The following is a 20,793-nucleotide window of genomic DNA, read 5'->3' as shown; positions in this document are numbered from 1 at the left end:
AGATTTTTGAATTTGAAGAATCCTGAACAGCGGCTCAAATAGTATTATTATAAAACATTAATCTTAAATCACCCTGATTAAAATGAAGAAAGTCTTTAATCTTCTGTTGTCCGGCATTACGATATTTTCGATGGTGTGCTGCGACTCAATAACTCCACAAGATGCAAATCTGGAACACCTGCAACACGCTGTCGAGCAAACTTCGCTCCTGCTTGCCGACGCCGGGCAGAAAGGAGCAATCCCGCGTACTATCAAACCGGATGGGAGTACACATTATATTACAGGCGAAAAATTTGACTGGACCGAAGGCTTTTTTCCGGGAACCTGCTGGTATCTGTACGAGTTTACTAAAGATGCAGTATGGAAAGATGGTGCCGCGAAGTTCCAAAAGCTTTACGAGCCACACAAAGACTGGAGCTATCACGACGTAGGATTCATCTTCAATTGCTCTTATGGCAATGGTTACAGGCTTACAGGCGACGAAGCCTTCAAGCAGGTAATGATAGATGCTGCAAATTCTTTAGTTGGCCGGTTCAACCCTGTTGTAGGGGCAATAAAGAGTTGGGATGTGGATAAAGGCTGGCAGGCAACCCGTGGCTGGACTTATCCGGTTATCATAGATAATATGATGAACCTCGAACTACTGTTTGAAGTCCACCTTATTACAGGCGACCGCAAATATTATGATGTAGCTGTGGCACACGCCAATACAACTATGGCAAATCATTTTCGCGACGATTACAGCTCTTACCATGTCATCGACTACAATCCCGAAACAGGAGAGGCTGTCCGCAAACATACAGCACAAGGCTTCAGCCACGAAAGTGCATGGGCACGCGGACAGGCATGGGGGCTTTACGGCTATGTGATGTGCTACCGCTATACCAAGGATAAGGCTTATCTGGATATGGTGGAGAAAATAGCAAACTATATTATGCATCATCCCAAGATGCCGGAAGATAATATCCCGTATTGGGACTATAATGCACCCGACATACCCAATGCGCCTCGCGATGTGTCGGCAGCAACAATCACCGCTTCTGCATTGATAGAACTCGATGCTTACATTCCCGGCAAATATTATGACTATGCCGCTAAACTGATCGACACGCTGGCCTCGCCAAGTTATACTGCAACGATAGGCGACAACAACTATTTCATCTTGAAACATTCGGTTGGCAGTATCCCTCATAAGAACGAAATAGATGTGCCGTTAAATTATGCCGACTACTATTATATCGAAGCCCTCCTGCGTCAGAGAAACCGTAACACAAAGAATAAATAGTTATGAGTACACACATATTAAGAACAGGACTTCTGTTTCTGGCGGTATTCCTGTTTGGCAGTAGCTTTACTGTAAATCTTCTTTATGCTGACGACAAGCCCAATAGCAAAGTCGTTACAGGAGACAACGTCAGCCGTCTGTGGTTGGAATTTGTAGAAGCCCAGCGGACGGGAAGCGAAACCACATTGCTCGACTTTTCGTATGCAGGTTATCACCATTCGGAAGTAGAAGTGCCAAAAGCAAAACACACCATCTTCAACGTTTGCGACTATGGTGCTAAGCCTAACGATGGAAAATCGGACCGCAAAGCAATGATAGCAGCAATAGCGGCAGCCGAGAAAAACGGATCGGGCATCATATACTTTCCCCGGGGACGCTACGACCTCCATGCAGAAGGCGACCCAAATGATGCTATCGTCATACGTAGCAGCAATATTGTACTGCGTGGCGATGGTATGGGCGAAGGAGGTACGGAAATATTTATGGAACTTCCTAATCCGGCTACAGATCCCAATAAGATGTGGACATCGCCCGACCTGATACTCTTTAGAACCAAAGGAGCTAAATCGAAACTAACGGATGTGACTAAAAACGCGTCCAGAGGCTCTTTCTCGGTAGAAGTGGCAGATGCTTCGATGCTTAAGTCCGGCGACTGGATTTGCCTCGAACTTAAAAACAACGATCCCGAACTGGTTGCAGCAGAGTTAGCCCCATACGAAGTCAACCCTAAATGGACTGACCTCACAGTCAAAGGTGTGCAAGTAAACGACTACCATCAAATAGTGAAAACAGAAGGCAATACCGTATGGTTTAAAGAACCGGTAATGAAAGAAGTGGAATCTAAATGGGGGTGGTGCTTGCGCAAGTTCCCTCATATAGAAGAGGTTGGAGTAGAAGATATAGCCTTCGTTGGCAACTTCCACGAAGAGTTTGTCCATCACAAAAACTGGCTTCACGACGGTGGATACAAAATGTTTTCGATGAATGGGGTTGTCAATTCGTGGGTACGCCGTTGCAGTTTCACCAACGTAAGCGAATGCATATCTATCATTTCTTCGGCAAATGTGTCGGTTTACGATTGCAAAATAACCGGCAATATAGGGCACTCGGCTATGCGCGCGCAAGGCTCTTCCCGTGTATTTTTCGGCAAAATAGACGACCAGCCGGCTATGTGGCATTCCGTAGGAGTATCAAAACCTGCTATGGGCAATGTAATCTGGCGTGGCCGGACCAATAGCAATAGTTGCTTTGAGTCGCATGCCAGCCAACCCAGAGCCACACTTTTCGATGCCTGCGAAAGCGGATTTATGCGCCATCGGGCGGGTGGTTCCGAACGCAATAATCCAAACCATCTGTCAGACTTATTTCTCTGGAATTTTCGGGAAACCGATACTCCGGAAGAGAATTTCGATTGGTGGGCATCGGATTCCAGATTCTGGAAGTTCATGCCGCCTGTTATAGTAGGTTTTCACGGCTCGGGAACTACCTTCAACTGCGAACAGGTGGTGGTAGAAGAGAGCAACGGGAAACCGGTTCAACCGGAATCACTATTCGAAGCACAACTCGAACTGCGTCTGGGATACCTGCCACAGTGGCTAGTAAAACTAAAGAGCAAATAACATTACAGAATCACTCAGTACTTGTTTAAATATTTACACAATTACTTCGTTTTTCATATTTTTTATAACCTAAATATTTATTACCTATGAAACAATGGAAAATTATTTTTATTTGTTTTTGGGCGTTATCGCTTCTGTACGGATGTACAGACGATACATTTATCGACGACCAGAAACTTTCCTCTTCGGACGTAACACCGCGCAATCTGGTGTATGCTGAGGTGGTAAATGCACGCGAAAACGGTTTGATAAAGAGCGGATTGCCTACCGTGGAAACGGGCGGACTTATACCCACATTCGAAATTGTAGGAGGTACGAATGCCGAAGGACAGCAACTTAGCGATGCATATATGAGCTATGTAGAGATAGCCAACCCCGTAATGGTAGAGGTTGGTAAAGACAGCGAAGGCAACCCTATAGAGGTCATCAATTACCGCCATGCCGGTACGATAACCATAGCGGCAGGGAATCCATTCGATTATGGCGATTATTATTTCGACATAAAGGTTACCGTAGTGCATCAGGGCGAAGAATACAGTACACTTTTCCCTAAAGCTTTTAAGCTCAAAGTACAACCACTGCTACCTTCTGCCCTCATTTATATTCCTATGGCACAAAACCTTGTTATCGGCAGCGGAAAGAAGACTACAAAAGCGTATATGCCTTCGGGTAACCCTAATGTAACATTTTCGCTTGGAAGCGATACCGACAAATTGGAAATAGACGCCAACACAGGTGCGATCTGGCTCAAACAAGGCTATGCTCCTTCGGAACAGGTAAGTCTGACCCCCACAATTATAGTTACAAACACACTGAATGGTGAAGAAGCTGTATTCCATGGAAGTACCGATATTATTACAATCGTGGTTTCGTCTACACCTGTTGATTTGCCATTGCAGGAAAAATATTTCTTCACCCCTACTTTTGCGGCAGAAAACTGGAATGACGGCTATATTAAGTTTGTAAAAGAAGTAGGAAGCCAACCATCTTACAAACCTTGGGATCGTCAGGCTGCGGCGGCACCTGCGGCAAGCGAAAGGCCTGCGGCTCTTAAAAATAATTATTCGATAATGAATAACCCAACGCTGTCGGGATCAAATTCTATTCAGAAACCCCATCTATCGTGGGTGGTGATGACTCCTCAAAAGCTTTCGGATTACAATTACGGATTCGCTTTGTCGGCAACCATGTGGATTGGCAATGAATACCTTACTTACCTTTCTGCTTCAGGCCTGATAACTACGCAGGTAAAAATAATGGTTTCGACCAATTTTACACGCACAATGAGCGATCCCGATCTGGCTACGTGGGTAGATGTGAGCGACCGGGTAAAAGCTCAAATATCTAACGGAACAACGCTCGGCACCGAGTTTACAGGACTTCCTTATCCGGGAACTAATGTACTTGTATCAGTAAATGGCAGCACACAAAACGACCAGGCAAAAGACCTTAAAGATTCGAGCAAGAATAACGATAAGAAATGGATTAAATGCGTTCTCGACCTCGAAGAGTGGAAAAACGAAGATGAGTTTACACTTGCCTTTGTACATTTCAGCAACTTTACAGGTACAGTTACTTTCGATGGCAAATATAACCGTCCCGGAAGATATAAGATTTCCGACGTATATTACAAAGCTACAGAGAGAAGTGAATAGATAAACACACGAAAACAAATCAGAAGATGAAGAAAATTATAAAATATATAACTACCTGTTTCATATTTCTTGTATGTACGACAAGTCTTTATTCGCAGGTAAAAATAACAGGAGTTGTACGCGACGAGAGCGGAGAACCCTTGCCCGGTGCAATGGTGATAGTGAAAAATTCGAAAAAAGTAACGACAACCGATGCCGATGGAAAGTTTGCCCTCGATGGCATGAATAGCTCCGATGTATTCGAAGTTAAGTTTTTGGGTTACCTGCCCGCTACAGAAAAGGTGGGTCAAAAAAAGCATTTCGACATAACACTTGAAGTTGAGGCATTCCAGATGAAAGAGGTAGTTGCCATTGGATATGGCACAATGGCCAGGCGCGACCTCACGGGTGCTGTAAGTTCTATCTCCGGCGGCGACATAGTGAATACGGCCACATCAAACTTCGACCAGGCTTTGGCTGGCCGTGTGGCCGGCGTACAGGTAAGCTCTGTCGACGGTACACCCGGCGAAGGCTTGAATATAGTAATCCGTGGTGGCAACTCCATCACCGGCGACAACTCTCCCCTGTATGTGGTAGATGGTATTCCACTCGAAAATTTCGATCCGGCAACTATCTCCACAAGAGACATTAAGGATATAGATGTACTTAAAGATGCTTCTTCTACAGCTATCTATGGTTCGCGCGGAGCAAATGGCGTAATACTGATTACTACCAAAACCGGACGGATAGACGGACGTACCGACATATCGGTGAACCTCAACAGTGGCGTATCGTGGATACCATCGCGTATAGAGGTGCTGGGGCCATACGACTATGTTCGCTATCAGCAGGAAGTAGCTTATGCTGCAGATGGTTACACTCCCGGAGAAAAGGTGAGGCAATTTGTAAATACATGGGACAACCCGGAGCTGTACAGAGGCGTTAAAGGCACTAGTTGGCAGGATGAAATATTCCGCACTGCAAGCTACAACAAGGCTAACTTTACTATCAGCGGAGGTAATAAAGGTACATCTATATATTATTCGGGCGAGTATCTCTACGAAAAAGGAACGTTGCTCAATACCGATTTCAAGAAATTGACAAACAACCTTAAAATTACTCATAAGATAGGAAAACATACAACCCTGACGGCACAATTGCACTATTCGCACAATCAGAAAGGAGGACTCGATGTTTCGGGCAACAATTACACAAGCGTTATTCGCGATGCATTGCAGTATCGCCCGGTAGAGCCTATAAACGACGATGGTATGCAGGTAGGCGGTTACGACCCGGAAGATGAAGGATTTAAGTATCTTTACAATCCTGTAAAAAACCTTCAAAACACCGATCGTCAAAGGAAACAGGATGTAACACGCGGAGTCGTTTCTTTGCGGCGCAGTTTCGGCAAACATTTTGTACTCAATCTTTCGGCCAACTATCAGGTAAGCAACAGCAAGAATTCTGTATTCTATGGAGAAGAAACACAACAGGGTATGCGCGACAATGATGGCATCAACGGCTCGGTCAATCAAGCTAAGAATTATATGCTTTCCAGCTCGAACACCCTTGCCTATAAACTCAAAAAACGGCAGCACAACTTCGATGCCCTCGTAGGTGTGGAGGCTACTAAACAAAGGTCGCAGACTGTATATACAAAAAACACCCAGTTCCCTACCGATATTTTCGGCATCGACAAGATACAGCTTGGTACATCCCCGGCTTTGCCCGAAACATATCAGGGAGGCAATACGATGGCTTCGGCATTCGGACGGATAAACTATGGATATAAGGATAAATACTTGTTTCAGGCAAACTTCCGTGCCGATGGTTCATCCAAGTTCAACAAAGACAACCGTTGGGGCTATTTCCCATCTTTTTCGGGAGCCTGGCGTGTGACCGAAGAAGAGTTTATGAAAGACTTCAACTGGCTCAGCAACCTGAAGCTACGTGCCGGATGGGGACTTACAGGCAACAACCGTATATCTGACTATGCACACATCAGCTACCTCAATATCAACTCCGAAAGTGGTTATGTGTGGGGAGATGGCGAAAAATATACTCCAGGCGTGTACTTGGCAAATCTTGGGGTTCCCGACCTTAAATGGGAAACGACATCACACGCCAATGTTGGTCTCGACTTGTGGCTTTTGCGAAACAGAATAGACATTGTGTTAGATTATTATTACAAGGAGACTTCCGACTTGCTGTTGAACGCTGATATGGCTCTCAGCACCGGATTCGACCGAGTGCAACAAAATGTAGGAAAGGTATCCAATCAGGGGCTTGAGTTTACGCTCAATACTGTAAATATCGACATACCGGACTTTAAATGGACATCGTCGTTCAATATATCTTTTAACCGCAACAAGGTACTTAAACTCAACGACGGACAGGACGCCATCTATACCAATCCTAACTTTTATGGCCCGATTGCCGAACACGCTTACATAACCAAAGTAGGCCGGCCTGTAGGACAAATATACGGGTTGCAGTATGACGGGCTTTATTCATGGAACGATTTCAACTACGATGCCACTAACGGCACATTTACCCTGAAACCCGGAATACCCGACAATGGTGCGAATGTAGCACCGGGGAATGTCAAATTTGTAGATCAGAATAACGATGGTACTATCAACGAGCTCGACCGTGTAGTACTCGGCAACACCAATCCGAAACATATCGGAGGTTTCACCAACGACTTTGTCATCGCCAAAAACTTCGATATGCAAGTATTCTTCCAATGGTCTTACGGAGGGAAAATACTTAATGCGACCAATACTGCTGTAGGTATTGCAGAGAACAAACGCTACAATGTACTAGCCAAAGTAGGCGACTACTGGTCTCCATACCATACCGAAGGCGATATTAATGGCGTGCGCTATGAAACAATTTTCGGTATGCCACCCAAAGGCAATCAGGTAGACAGCCGGTATGTTGAAGACGGTTCGTACCTGAGGCTGAAATCGGTTTCTTTGGGTTATACCCTGCCGGTATCTTTGACCAGCAAGTTGAAAATAAACAAAATGCGTGTATATGTATCGGCGCAAAACCTCGTTACCTGGACTAAATATTCGGGCTACGATCCGGATGTATCGGTAGGTAAATACGGTGCGCTTACACCTCGCTTAGATTACTCGGCCTATCCGCAAAGTGTGACCTTTATGGGTGGTATAGATATTATGTTCTGATAATTTGAAAAATTTATAGACAATGAAAGATTTAAAAAAATATATAAGCATTGCCTTCGCCCTTTTTGTATCGGGTATGACAATGACAAGTTGTGATGATTTTCTTACCGAAGATCCGAAATCTTATATCAAACCGGAAACATTTTATTCTACAAAGACCGAAGTAGAAATCGGATTAGCCGGAATGTATAGTGTATTGGCAAGCGACAATGTTTTCGGTCAAGCCCTTATCCAGTTCGATGCCGGTGCCGATGAAGGATATTATAACCGCCGCGGCAACGACAACTGGTCGGTAAGCCTCTATCGCCATACGGCATCGGATGTAAGCATCGCCAACCTGTGGGCGGCATTATACAACTCTATCAACCTGGCAAATCTTTTTATGGAAAACCTCAGCACCGGTTTCCCCGAAGATGAATACAATCGGTATCTGGCCGAAGCTCGCTTTATCAGGGGATTCAGCTATCTCAATCTTACAAGCTGGTTCGAGGAAGTGCCTATAAGAAAAGAATCATCTAAAGACCAAAGTTATAATCATGTAGAAGCAGCTTCGCTTGCCGAAATATATGACTTTATCAAAGACGATTTGCTTTTTGCAGCCGAATACCTTTACCACTCTAACGATAAAGAATACACTCCCGGCCGAGCAAATAAAATGGCTGCACATGGACTATTGGCTCGTATGTACCTCAAGCGTGCCGGATATCCCCTACAGGATAAATCAGCTTATAAACTGGCACGGGAGCATTGTGATATTATAATGACTGACGGCTGGCACGATCTGATGCAGGAAAGTAATGGAGAAAACGGCTATCGCAGGCATTTCTTGAACTATGTGCAAAATACATATGACACCAAGGAGTCTTTATTCGAGATTTCGTTTGGTTATCTCCGTCAGATGGGGCTTATGGTAAATGGGCGTGTAGGCGGACTCAATGGTTTACGTTTCATACTCGCAGGCGGAACAGAAGGACCTAGCTCTTACTCTATGCTCAACGCTTCGCCGGTGTTGACCAATTCTTATGACGATAGTGATGTGCGCAAGGCGTGGAATGTTCCCGGAATGCAGTATAACGAAGGTAATATAGCCCGGCAGGGACTTCTCGAAGCATTCTATTGTCCCGGCAAATTCCGCCGTTGGGAACCGCAGGATTATAATGATATAGACATACCCAATCAGGGGAAACGCGAGAGCTACATACTACTCGAAAAGGCATCGGAACAAAATTATAACTTTACTTGTGTAAATTCTCCGGTTTTGCGTTATTCCGATGTATTATTGATGTTTGCCGAAGCCGACAACGAGGTGAACGACGGCCCGTCGCAGGCAGCTATCGATGCTTTGGACAAGGTGCGTAACCGTGCCGGACTGCCCGATGCCGATGCTGGTATTACAGGCTCTAAAGAAGCGTTCTTCAACGAATTGGTGATAGAACGTATGCGCGAACTCTGTTTCGAGGGCATTCGCCGCCACGACCTGGTTCGCTGGGGGAAACTGAAGGAGAGGCTCGATTACCAGAAAACGGTGATACAAGGTACTGCGGGATTTGTTGCAACAAACGACCAGCATGTTTCTTATCTGCGCTCGGCAAACAACTTCAATCCGGCAAAGCATCTGTCGCTGCCTTATCCGCTTCAGGAAGTTACTATAAATAAAAAACTGAACCAAAAACCGGAATGGGCAGGCTCGGACAAATAAAAAAGTATTGAGAGCCTGATTAAATTTTAGCGAAAATATTTCTTATAGGTTCTTTAGTATAGTTCTTAGCAACTTTTTTATGCTCTTTTTAGCGTATTTCCCATATTTTACTCTCGGTTTAGCCCGCTAAACCAGCGAGCAAAACACGTAAAATCCATCTAAAAATAGCTATAAAAAAGTTCTGCTATAAAATTTAAACAGACTCTGAAATGGCGACAAGATTTGTATTTATAATATTATCAATACTTGTTTCTTCATGCGGGATGGCTTCGGTCATCCCTCACGAGGAAAATAAAGTAGAAGACAGGCAAATTACAGTTTCCTCAACTGCCGAGTTGGAACAGGCGGTAGGCTCTTTGAAACCCGATTCCGGAACCGAAATCATTTTAACCGATGGTAAGTATCACAATATTAAACTGATAGTTTCAGAATCAGGTATTCTTGGCGATTCTATAGTAATACGCGCTCAGAATCCCGGTAAGGTAAGCTTTACGGGTGATGTAAAAGTAGAACTGAGAGGCAACTATATTGTATTGAAGGGCATTGTATTTCGCGACGGCACACGCAATCAATCAGAGTGGAGATCGCACGGGCCGGGCTTAGTAGCCATATACGGAAGCCACGTCAGGGTGAGCGGATGCCTGTTTCATCGCTTCGATACGGCAGATTCGGCATGGATAACCACTTCGCTCGACGAAAAAGGGAATGTGCCTCAGCATTGCCGTATAGACCACTGTGCTTTTATTGAAAAGACGACCTACGATCAGGTAATAAATTTGAACAACACCCCCAAAAAGAGTGAAACGGGAGAAGCGGGCGTCCCGATGTATCATCGTATAGACCATTGTTATTTTTCGAATCCTAAAAAAGTAGGCAATGCCGGTGGGGGCATCAGGATAGGTTATTGGCGAAAAGATTACGGGCGTTGCCTTGTCGATCACAACCTCTTCGAAAGGCAGGATTCCGAACCGGAAATTATTACCGGCAAGTCTACCGAAAATATCTATTTAAACAATACCATACTGAACTGTAGAGGCACGCTGAATTTCCGGCATGGCGACCGTCAGGTAGCAATCAACAACTTCTTTATAGGGAGTGACCGTAGGTTTGAATACGGTGGAATGTTCGTGTGGGGAAGCGGCCACATCATTGCCAACAATTACTTTAGCCTGCCTAATACTATCGCATCGCGGGGTAATGCGGCTCTTTACTTCAATCCCGGCCCGCCGGAAAGCGAACATGCTCTGGCTTATAATATTGATGTTGTGGGAAATATCTTCGCCGACAACAATGGCTACGATATTCATTTCAGCCCACTATACCCACAGAGGATAAAAGCTTTTGGCGACAGGACGAAGCTTCCTTACGATATTCGCTTTGCAGGGAATATATTTTTTGCATCGCCCAGCAAAAAAAGTGATTATACTGTTTTTTGCGATGAACACAATATTGCTGGACAGCAACAATGGGAGCAAAACTTTTACACAGGATGTGCCTCAGGCTTAATATCCGACCCCAAAGGATTTGAAAATAAACCGTTTGAAACCACGTTTTCCGATGGTAGAATATACCCTTCAAAAGACATATTGTCCAACGGAAAATTCGAGTTGCGCATGAAAGCTATTCAAGGCTTGGACATAGATTTTGAGGCTATTACCCAAGGAGGTATTACAGGAAAACCATTGACACGTGCCGACGTAGGGCCATTGTGGTGTGGCGGTGTATTTCCCGGAACTTATGCCGACAATGGAGTTTCAGACAAAGAACTCAAAGCCAGACTTAAAGCGAATAAGGAAAGAACAGAAAGATAATGGATGGCAAGAGCGAGCCCCCTGCTATACGACATGTAAATGTGGCATTAAAACCGCCACATTTATTTTTGCCGTATTCAAGAATTGTCTGATCATGAAATGGCGTTACTCAAAACAAGTAATATTATAATAAAACTTTATCCTTTCCCCTCCCCACAAAGCATAATAAAGCATAATTTTTTTTCTAATTAGCAAAATTATTCTACATTTGCAGGAAGGAACTAGATTAAGAGATGCAAAAGGGCTCAAAAAATACAACATTGTCTATGTATTTAACTCCTGAATATTTGGGGGTTAGCTTTATTTTGCTAGAGAGAGAGACACACTAAGTGATTCTTTACCTTGCCGCGCGCAAACACTTCCATCGGGGAATTGCAAATCCCTTAAGATAGGAATATTTTTTTTCAAAATGCAATAGTCGTGTAATTTTTTTATTAAAAAGATTACAGGTTTTTTGTTTTTGTAAATACACATACTACAACCTCCTGACGCCAAGCCCTATCAAAGCTTTCCGTCAGGAGGTTGCCTTGTTTGCATACATACTCTACAAAACTAATACACTCCGGCTACTGAAGCCTACAGTCCTAGCATCGTATCTGTTTGTTTGTTATCGGCTGTTTGGGAAAATCGCCTATAAGTACCGCGGGATATGCAGGCTTCAACCCCGGAGAGTAATTACGACATAATGATGAAAACCTACACGAAACTTAACAGACGAAAAGCATCGGCATTATAGACCAGATTGTCTAACGCAAACATTTTAATAACGAATAAACATGAAAACTACTCACTCCCTTTTTTACATTATTTTGTTGATGGGTCTATTAAACCCTTGCCGGCAAGTGGTATCTCAGGTAACAATTGGGGTGGATAAAGCACCCCACAAAGGGGCATTGCTCCAAGTAGAAGGCGACATGAAAGATAACGATGACCCGCTGGTTAATTCCAACAAAGGAATTGGACTTCCTCGGGTATATCTGGACACATTAGCCGGTGACCTGGGACAAACCTTAGATAGTCTTCTGACGATAGAAGGTACTCTCGATAAAGACGAGCACATAGGACTGATGGTGTATTATGGTAAAGGCGACTACTGCTCGCGCACGCCCATCTACCGGGGGCCTTATCTGTGGACGGGCAGCCAATGGGAATATATGGGGCCTAGCCTAAGATCGCCGGGACTGGGCGTTCTTGTAGACGACCGCCCACAAAAAGATGGCAAAAAGCAGGAATACTTGTATCACTCCTTTGGCCCAGCCGGCACCTGGATGCTGGAAAATATGCGCTATACGGATGAAAGTATGACACTTGGCGTTCCCTCAGGTAGAGCCGACTCGTATGCTACAGCATATTATTGTTATCCTAATGTGGATTTAAGTAATCCTACAAAAGAGCCAAAGACCTGGACGCCGCTACAGGGCTATCTATACAACTACAAGGGCGCTACACTGGGGACGGTGCTTCCGGGCGAAACCCTGGATGGTGAAATCTACCAAGGACACGGTGAGCCTGACGAGCTTATAAATGGGCAACCGATTGTTATACAAGGGATTTGCCCCGATGGTTGGCATATCCCTACCGATAGGGAATGGAACGAACTGGAAAAAGAGATTTACGAAAATCCAAACAAATATGGCGAATTTCCACCCAATACTGTTTTTCAGCCTGCCAAATGGGATGAGGCTTGGAACACATCATTTACTGGAAACGGAGGACCCCCACGTGGTGCTGACAACCTTGCTGAGAATGGGTATAGTCATCCGGCGATAATGCTTTCGAAGTGTGAGAATGTGAATGGCAGGCAAGATCGCAGTCGTCCTATAATTGCAGGCGGCTTCAATATCCTGGCAGTGGGCGGTGTTTTTATTAATGGTAGAACTGATAAAGTTACTGTAGTCAAGTATGCTGACGAGAGTATTTTTATGACGGTGAGTAAAACTAGATCAGTCTCCACTAAGGAGTATACTACAATTTGGACACGAACTACATCGCGAAGTCATAGTTTACACCGAACTCAAACCAACCGTGCCGACTTATTGTCTGTTCGTTGCAAGAGAGATAATCCTTGATACAATCATAAAACATAAACAAGATGAAACTAAAACTCATACTCGTACTTCTTTTTATATGCCTGTCTGTTGCATCTGTGCAAGCGCAGGTTACAATGGGTGTAGACGAGGCGCCCAGTCCCGGTATGCTGCTCCAGCTAAAAACCAAAATCAGAAAAAACCTCGAAGACTTCGACAACCCAAATGCCAGTCAGGGTCTTCTCTTGCCTCGTGTAAGGCTCACCTCGCTCACTATCGATAGCGGTACAGACCTGTCAAGCACCGTAGATGGCGGTTCTGCCATTACCGGTTGGGATCAGGACGACCATGTAGGATTGGTGGTTTTCCATATCAAGAAAGAAGCTACAGACCCCAAAACCGGAGTTTATGTATGGAACTATGACAAAGCAAAAACACCAAGTTACGAATGGCTTCCGGTGAGCCTGACCAAGCTCAACGATTAACAGGCTCAATGACCAGACAAGAAATACCTTGTTTGGTCAAAAAAGGATAGGAATAAAAAACAAAACACACAAAATATGAAACATTTACAATACATCAAAGTGTTTTTGCTCGCTACCTTGCTTCTCGGATTTTCCGGCATCAAGAGCCAGGTAACTGTCGGGGTGGGCGAAAAACCGGCTGATGGAGCTATATTGCAGATAAAAGAGAAAGACAATACACCAGTCGGAGTCAATTCTGTCCGTGGCTTACTGATGCCCCGGGTAAAACTACTAAGCGAAACAGGTGCCGACATGAGTAAAACCATGCTGGGAGCTGGTGCCGACTGGGTTACACTAGCCCACTCCGGGCTTTGGGTGTACAACACTCATACGGTAGACAACACTGACATCTGCCCCGGATTGTATCACTGGGAAGGCTCGAAATGGGTGAGGATGCATGAGTCATGCTTATGCGTCAAATTAACTTCCGTTACCATAAAGGGACCTGCACATGAATTTATTTTTTACACATACGAGGTGGATGAAATACTTCCAGGCAATGCTATTGAATCGCTCACATATCAATGGTATTTAGGCGATACACCACTTACTGACGGTGGACGTATATCGGGCTCAACTACCGCTACATTACAGATGCCTGCTCCTGCTGTTGGTACAGAGTATACCAAGCCTATCTGGCTGAGAGTATCTAACAGATGTAGCTCTGTAGACAGTAATAGAATAGAACCCTAGTTGTGGCAAATTGCTTGTGGCAGATTCGTATGAAAACAAATAAAACTCATATAAAACAATGCTTATAGTTATGAAAAGAAAAACTTTACAATATATATTACTGCTGGTGCTGTTTACAGCATTAGGCAGCAATGCCCTTCAAGCTGACGACTTCTATTGGCGAGGCGGTAGCGGTAATTGGGCCGACCTCAATGGTCGTTGGGTAAACAGTAGTGGGACTGCTTATCTCAGAATTCCGTCCAGAGAAGACAATGTCATTTTTGATAATCAATCAGGATTGGTTGCTGGATCTACGGTAACCATCGATGCGGATGCAACTGCCCTAAACATAACATTTGATTGCCTTGCCCCTCCGAAATTGATAATAAAGGCAAATATGAACATATATGGTTCGCTCAAATTACAGGACGGGATGGAAGTTGAAAAGCTCCCAGATTTTGACCATAATGCTTTCGTCATCAGATTTCTATCTAGTGCCAAGGGAAATGAAATTAAAACCGGGGGGGCTACTTTCCATCATAAATTTTTATTTAATGGCTCTGGCGAGTGGACGCTAATGGATAACTTAACCATCATGTCCAGTTATTATACTAACCCTCCGAACCAACGGGGAATTAGTGTTGATCAAGGGAAATTAATATTGGATGGCAAAACCTTCACCGGCTATTATTTCCATACAAATAACAAAGCCTTAATAAGCATGAAAAATGCAACGGTCAATGTGTCTCGTTGGGAACACAATTCAGATCAACCTTTGACTCGTTCGGGTGTCACTTCCGGCTCTACGATTAATTTATCTCAAAAAAATAATTATCACTCAGAATTGATTCCCAAAGTTTGGTTGAAAACCTACAAAGCTACAGACGAATACAACATTGTAGACGTGGTGGCTGGTGGCTGGGTTCCTGTCAAAATTTACAGTGGAAACTTCGAACGATTAAGTTTCACGGGAGCCAATGGTACTTTAGCAGAGGGAGGAGCCGTTACTACAAATACTTTGCAACTCTACGCACCGGGAAAATATGAATTGGGAGGCAATATAACCGTCAATACAATACTGGATATCAGACCTTTTGGAAGCTCTGGTTGCGGAGGATTTATTGAGCTTTGCAGTTTTAGTCCAGGAGTCCGACGTGCTATCTCAGGTAGCCCTAATACTGTAAGAGCGGAGAGTGTATTGATTACAGACATCGCCATTAGTGGCGGTACTCGTACTGCCAAAGGTCTTGACGGCGGAAACAACAACGGTTGGAGTTTTACTTCTCCCTCACCAGGAGCAACTCGTACATGGAAAGGCGGTGCTGGCCGATGGAACGACCCTAATCATTGGGTTGAAGGTTGCGTCCCTACGCCTTTCGACAATGTAGTCTTTAATGGCTCTTCCGGATTGGCGAGCGGCGATCAGTTATTGATCGATATGACGGCCTATGCTCATGATCTCACATTCAACGGTGGCAAACCGCCATTGGTTATGGTTTATTTTCCAATAGAAGTTCATGGTTCGCTTGAACTGCAACAAAATATGAAAGTAGAAAAGCCAGAGACTTTCACAACCCTTACCGCCTCGCTTGTTTTCAGGAGCACCGACGCGGGCGAAAAAATTACCATGAATGGGGTAAAACTGAATGAAGTCCCGATCTATTTCAATAGCTTATCCCAAGGTTCAACTACCGGAACCGGAAAATGGACTTTTCAAGACGATATTGAAGTTGTAAGCAAAGACCAAGGTCGCTATACAGATGATCCGGGCCGTAGCAATGGTATCGTATTTCAAAGTGGTCATTTGGTTTTTAATGGAAGAACGGTAACTGCTTACCGCTTCTATAGTGCCCTTGATGGGAAGGTAATAGACTCCGAATACCATCTTAACAACAGCATTTGTAAGAGTGGTCGCACATTGAATATTGCCGGGGCTACTATTCATCTAAAAACTTGGGCAAAATCAGGTAACTACGGTGGTTGGGTTCACCTAGGCGGTGCGGCTTTAACAGCGGAACAAACTAAAGACTCAAAGATTATAGTAGACAACGTAAGCGGCAATTGCTTCCATGGGAAACCCGATGATCAATACTATGAATTGGAATGTTTAGGATCGGGTATTGGTCCGGGAGGAGACAGTTTTGGGCTAATACAAGGCGGAAAACATAAAAAAGTAACCATCGGTGCGGCTAACGCCCGGATCAGTTCTTTTGAAACGGATACATTAACTTTTAGTGCCCATGGAAAATATAAAATGCTGGCTACCAGCAAACCCGTAAAGGTGAATAATTTATTAAATTCAAGTTCTTGCGGAGGAGCTATCATCATCTATTCTGACGATCTCGGTAATCCGCGCAAATTTGAAATGGGAGCTACTGGCGTCGTTAATTTAAGTAATTTGTTATTGACGGATATCCATATCGGGCCCTCGACTTATACTGCAAAGGAATCGGCCGATTTGGGTGGCAATAACGGTTGGACATTTAATACAGGAACTCCTAAAGAGTTTTATTGGGTTGGCGGCACTGGCAATTGGTTAGACCCTAATAACTGGGCACATACTTCGGGAGGAACAATAAAGGCGACATGTGTTCCAGGTTTGACAGACAATGTCACTTTTGACAACAACTCATTCTCAGCTCCGGGACAAACCGTTACACTGAACGGGGCAGCATTTTGCAACAATATGAAATGGATTGGCGATGAAGATAAGAAACCTGTATTCAATATGGCTAACTATGGCATCCAAATCAGCGGTTCGTTAGAACTTCAAAAAGGGATGACAATGCCTACGATATACCCGCTAAGTGGCAATTTTGGAAAGGCAATGACATTTATCTCCAGCCGCTCCGGGGAAACAATCAAAACCAACGGGGTGAAAATCCCGTGTCACATGATTTTTGAAGGAAGTGGCGGTTGGAAACTGCTGGATGAGTTGACGCAAACCGGAACCGCTTCCCAGGAAGTTATCTTCAAGAATGGACATCTTGATTTTAGTGGACAGAAACTATATATCAATTGTTTTAGGAGTGACTACGCTGCTAATCCCGGCCGGACATTGAATATAGCCGGAGCGACCATTGGAATTCACGGATACCCTAATGATCCCTGGCGATATACCCAAGGAGCACCATTGACGTACGAAAACACCAAGAATTCGACCATTACAGTGCGTGTAGCATCGGAATATACTTCCGACAATATATTTGAAGCGAGACCTGGCGATGTTTATTACAACCTGGAGTCGACAAGGCCCAATCTTCACCTCAAGGATGGTACCTACAACAAAGTATATCTGGATGAACACACTACGATCAACAATATCATTGTAGATACTTTATGGTTTGAACAAAATAATCATGTATTTAAATTCACCGCAGGCAATACCACAACAATAAGGAAAGCCTGGTACGCCAGCGGAAACAATTGTTACGCTAATACTACAATTCAATCAACCTCAGAAACAATATTGGCAAACGTCGACATCCTCCTTGACGCAGCCAACGTTCAAGAAGATGATGATGGCGGAGTACCAATACTACCAGGAGAGGACAATATCCTTCTCATAAACTATGTCAATCTGAAAAATATGAATGCATTGACAGGAAATGACAAAGCTATACCAATGTTGGGTTCTTTAAGTAAACGCGAAGGCCGTAATGAGAATTGGCGATTTGCTGAAGCAGGAATAAACACTGCTGAGATGTACGGTGAAGTAAACATCATTTGCGATAACTACCCATACACCATTTCTTCCGCAGGATTGGGTCCTACTCCGATTAGCATTATCAAGTGGTATAAAGAACCTGAAGGATTTACTCTTACTGATGATGCTAAGGAGAAGGGACCGAGTGATGAAGCTGTACTCGTGAGCACTGACTTCGAAATAGAAGTCGAAAGGCCTACAGATGCTGGCGTTTATTGGTGTGTTGTTCATTATATCGGCGAAGAAGAAAGTAGTTGTAAAAACAAAGGCTGGAAAATCATCAAGGCTTCTGATGTGCCTTACCTTATTTGGACAGGAGCAGGAAATGACCAAGATTGGCATAATCATGCCAACTGGGTGGAAGAAGATGGAACCAACACAACTAATGCTGTTCCCGCTAGGTGTGTAAGTGTATTGATCCCGGATGAAATAGAAAATTATCCGGACTTAACAAAGACCTCTTTCGGAGTTGATAAACCTACTGATATTTCTTGTTACGATATTACATTCGAACATGGCGGTGAGGTGTTTCGTACCGATTTGTTGGCCTATTACAACAGAGCTACAGTAGAACTTGAGTTAAAATCGAGCCAATGGTATATGTTGTCGGCTCCATTACACGATACATATAGTGGCGATCTTTATGTAGACAAACCGAAGCGATACGAGGACGATTACTTGGTTTATCCAATGTTATACAATCAAGAAAACCCGCAAACTAATGATCCACAAACAGGAACTCAGTATCTTTGGTCGAATAGTTTCAATAATGTTGACCGAAAATTCGGCTTGGGAGAAGGCCTTGCTCTTTGGATAGACAAAGCGAGTACAAATGTTGATCCTAAATTTGTTTTCCCGAAAGATGACGATCAATACGATTTTTATGCAATTGAAGACTCGCTAAAAAGCCGGGACGTATCTATATCTATACCGGAACGCACCCTCAGTGGAAGGTTTATTTACGAAGGGACTTCTCTTTCGGGAGAAATTGTGACATTGCCAAGATTTACTGCTAAGGTTGGCGAATATATATTGGTAGGGAATCCGTTTATGTGCCATCTGAAAATAAGGGAATTTTTAGTTAGAAACAGCTCTTCTATTGATCCGAGTGAATTCACAATAGCTTACGGAGAAAGTACCAAAGAAGGGAAAGTAGACTCATATGTTACTTTCGAATGGGACGGGACGAACTATAAAAATAAAGATAATGAGACAATGGACTTGATTGCTCCTATGCAGTCGTTCCTGGTGAAAGTGGTACAAGCAAATCCCACCTTGACAGTGGATATAAAAGATACCGATCTTCTCCCTGGTGACAAACTTCGATAATATATGTACATAAATAGGGGAATAAAGATCCCTTGCATTTGAGACTGATTGTCAAAAAAGGGCAGTCAGTCTCATTTGTTATTATGTGTGAAAAATGGGGCTCAATCTTACAGATACATAGAAATAAGTTTTGATATATACCCTTCTGTCTTTCCTTTTTAAAGACTCTCGACCTTTGGAGAAAACCTTTGAAAAGGAAAGACATGTAAGTTGTGGATATGCAACAACCCGAAATAATGGTAAAAATCCCGGTTATTGTAATTGATTGAATAATACTTAAAAATAAGATTATGTCATATTTATTGTTTTTCGTCTAAGCAGCAGATACTAATAACTGATCATTTAATGGTAATTCTGGTAAAAATACATTTTCTCTGATTCATGATTGCGCCAATTTATTTGCCGCAAAGCCATCTTAACCTTGCGCAATCTTCCTCATTGTCTGCCATCAGTTTATTATATAGCAAAGTAAGTGAAAATAGCATTTCGGAAAATGGGGAAATTCCCACAAAAAACTGGCAAAAGGTATAATGTAAGAATGGTGATTTCTGTTTTACGGAGCAAAACAAAATTTAATCACATTAATGAGGGAAATCACTGAGAGCCTATTAATTGAATTTTAGATTTATTAGACAATATAAATGTCTGAGTAAACAGCAACTTATATAAAAAAGAAAAGGTTGTCATCCCGATGTCCCGTTTTCTGTAGTATTTTGAATTCTAAGTAGTTGATATTCAATAAGGGCAATACCAAATATCTAAAGTGCTGCACACGTTTGTGCCTTTTTGGAAGATTAAAACTAAAAATTTACTTCTACAAAAATACTCATAAATTTGAGTTATTTTATATATGAAAATATATATTTTCTGTCGATTTTACTTTTACAATGTTTTTCGCCAAAAACCTCTGTACAAAAGTGCTATACAAGCTATTATGTCTTGTTTTTTATCAATAAGAGTCTTCTCTTAAAATCATCTAACGATGTACATTTCCATTAGCGCTCAAAATTATATATTTTGACCGGATTACAAAAACAAGGGAGCATTTCTTCACAGATACGCTCCCTCCACATATTAAATCTTATAAGAATTAAAGATACATTTTCGCTAAAATATATCTATACTTTCTTATTGAGTGAAGATTTAAACTTCACTACCCTCTTAGCCGGTACCTTTGTTGGGACCCCATCTTTAGGATTCCAAGCGTTTCTTTCACCAAATTCCTTAACATGGAACGTTCCAAAATTTTGTATGGTAATTCGTTCGCCTTCTTTTAAAGAACTTTGTATAACT

The 20,793-nt window shown here is 43.2% G+C and carries 11 protein-coding genes; 10 read left to right on the top strand and 1 reads right to left on the bottom strand.

Annotated features, from left to right (window positions below; translation table 11 throughout):
• Window positions 1-82 precede the first annotated feature (82 nt).
• From D0T57_RS07295 to D0T57_RS07250, 10 genes are all read left to right on the top strand, one after another.
• Complete coding sequence (locus tag D0T57_RS07295) at window positions 83-1,285, top strand: glycoside hydrolase family 88 protein (protein ID WP_163272377.1); 1,203 nt, start codon at window positions 83-85, stop codon at window positions 1,283-1,285.
• A gap of 2 nt (window positions 1,286-1,287) precedes the next feature.
• The gene (locus D0T57_RS07290) at window positions 1,288-2,904 is read left to right on the top strand and encodes a DUF4955 domain-containing protein (RefSeq protein WP_163272376.1); all 1,617 of its coding nucleotides are present in this window, start codon (window positions 1,288-1,290) and stop codon (window positions 2,902-2,904) included.
• 86 nt (window positions 2,905-2,990) lie between these two features.
• Window positions 2,991-4,559: a hypothetical protein gene (locus tag D0T57_RS07285; protein WP_163272375.1), complete on the top strand. Its 1,569-nt coding sequence runs from the start codon at window positions 2,991-2,993 to the stop codon at window positions 4,557-4,559.
• 26 nt (window positions 4,560-4,585) lie between these two features.
• Entirely contained in the window at window positions 4,586-7,732 is a 3,147-nt protein-coding gene (locus tag D0T57_RS07280) for a TonB-dependent receptor (protein WP_163272374.1), read from the top strand.
• A gap of 22 nt (window positions 7,733-7,754) precedes the next feature.
• Window positions 7,755-9,431 (top strand): RagB/SusD family nutrient uptake outer membrane protein, encoded by a 1,677-nt coding sequence (locus tag D0T57_RS07275; protein WP_163272373.1) that lies wholly within the window; start codon window positions 7,755-7,757, stop codon window positions 9,429-9,431.
• A 209-nt stretch (window positions 9,432-9,640) separates the two neighbouring features.
• Window positions 9,641-11,242: a chondroitinase-B domain-containing protein gene (locus D0T57_RS07270; protein WP_163272372.1), complete on the top strand. Its 1,602-nt coding sequence runs from the start codon at window positions 9,641-9,643 to the stop codon at window positions 11,240-11,242.
• 866 nt (window positions 11,243-12,108) lie between these two features.
• Window positions 12,109-13,311: a fibrobacter succinogenes major paralogous domain-containing protein gene (locus D0T57_RS07265; protein ID WP_221412296.1), complete on the top strand. Its 1,203-nt coding sequence runs from the start codon at window positions 12,109-12,111 to the stop codon at window positions 13,309-13,311.
• Window positions 13,312-13,334: 23 nt separating this feature from the next.
• Window positions 13,335-13,754 carry a hypothetical protein gene (locus tag D0T57_RS07260; protein WP_163272370.1) on the top strand — a complete coding sequence of 140 codons (420 nt, stop codon included), beginning with the start codon at window positions 13,335-13,337 and terminating at the stop codon, window positions 13,752-13,754.
• Window positions 13,755-13,829: 75 nt separating this feature from the next.
• Window positions 13,830-14,486 (top strand): hypothetical protein, encoded by a 657-nt coding sequence (locus tag D0T57_RS07255; protein WP_163272369.1) that lies wholly within the window; start codon window positions 13,830-13,832, stop codon window positions 14,484-14,486.
• A gap of 70 nt (window positions 14,487-14,556) precedes the next feature.
• Entirely contained in the window at window positions 14,557-19,500 is a 4,944-nt protein-coding gene (locus D0T57_RS07250; RefSeq protein WP_163272367.1) for a hypothetical protein, read from the top strand.
• A gap of 1,118 nt (window positions 19,501-20,618) precedes the next feature.
• On the opposite strand, the gene D0T57_RS16090 is transcribed toward D0T57_RS07250, so the two are convergent.
• A complete protein-coding gene (locus D0T57_RS16090; protein ID WP_368666905.1) occupies window positions 20,619-20,789 on the bottom strand; it encodes an HU family DNA-binding protein in 171 nt (56 codons plus the stop codon).
• Window positions 20,790-20,793 lie beyond the last annotated feature (4 nt).

Source organism: Dysgonomonas sp. 511, from assembly GCF_010501105.1.
Taxonomy (GTDB): domain Bacteria; phylum Bacteroidota; class Bacteroidia; order Bacteroidales; family Dysgonomonadaceae; genus Dysgonomonas.
The sequence above is the reverse complement of the archived record's forward strand: the minus strand, read 5'-3'. Positions and strand labels throughout refer to the sequence as shown.

Coding starts and splice junctions, on each gene's coding strand:
- D0T57_RS07295 (WP_163272377.1), top strand. CDS start 83: ATGAAGAAAGTCTTTAATCTTCTGTTGTCCGGCATTACGATATTTTCG.
- D0T57_RS07290 (WP_163272376.1), top strand. CDS start 1,288: ATGAGTACACACATATTAAGAACAGGACTTCTGTTTCTGGCGGTATTC.
- D0T57_RS07285 (WP_163272375.1), top strand. CDS start 2,991: ATGAAACAATGGAAAATTATTTTTATTTGTTTTTGGGCGTTATCGCTT.
- D0T57_RS07280 (WP_163272374.1), top strand. CDS start 4,586: ATGAAGAAAATTATAAAATATATAACTACCTGTTTCATATTTCTTGTA.
- D0T57_RS07275 (WP_163272373.1), top strand. CDS start 7,755: ATGAAAGATTTAAAAAAATATATAAGCATTGCCTTCGCCCTTTTTGTA.
- D0T57_RS07270 (WP_163272372.1), top strand. CDS start 9,641: ATGGCGACAAGATTTGTATTTATAATATTATCAATACTTGTTTCTTCA.
- D0T57_RS07260 (WP_163272370.1), top strand. CDS start 13,335: ATGAAACTAAAACTCATACTCGTACTTCTTTTTATATGCCTGTCTGTT.
- D0T57_RS07255 (WP_163272369.1), top strand. CDS start 13,830: ATGAAACATTTACAATACATCAAAGTGTTTTTGCTCGCTACCTTGCTT.
- D0T57_RS07250 (WP_163272367.1), top strand. CDS start 14,557: ATGAAAAGAAAAACTTTACAATATATATTACTGCTGGTGCTGTTTACA.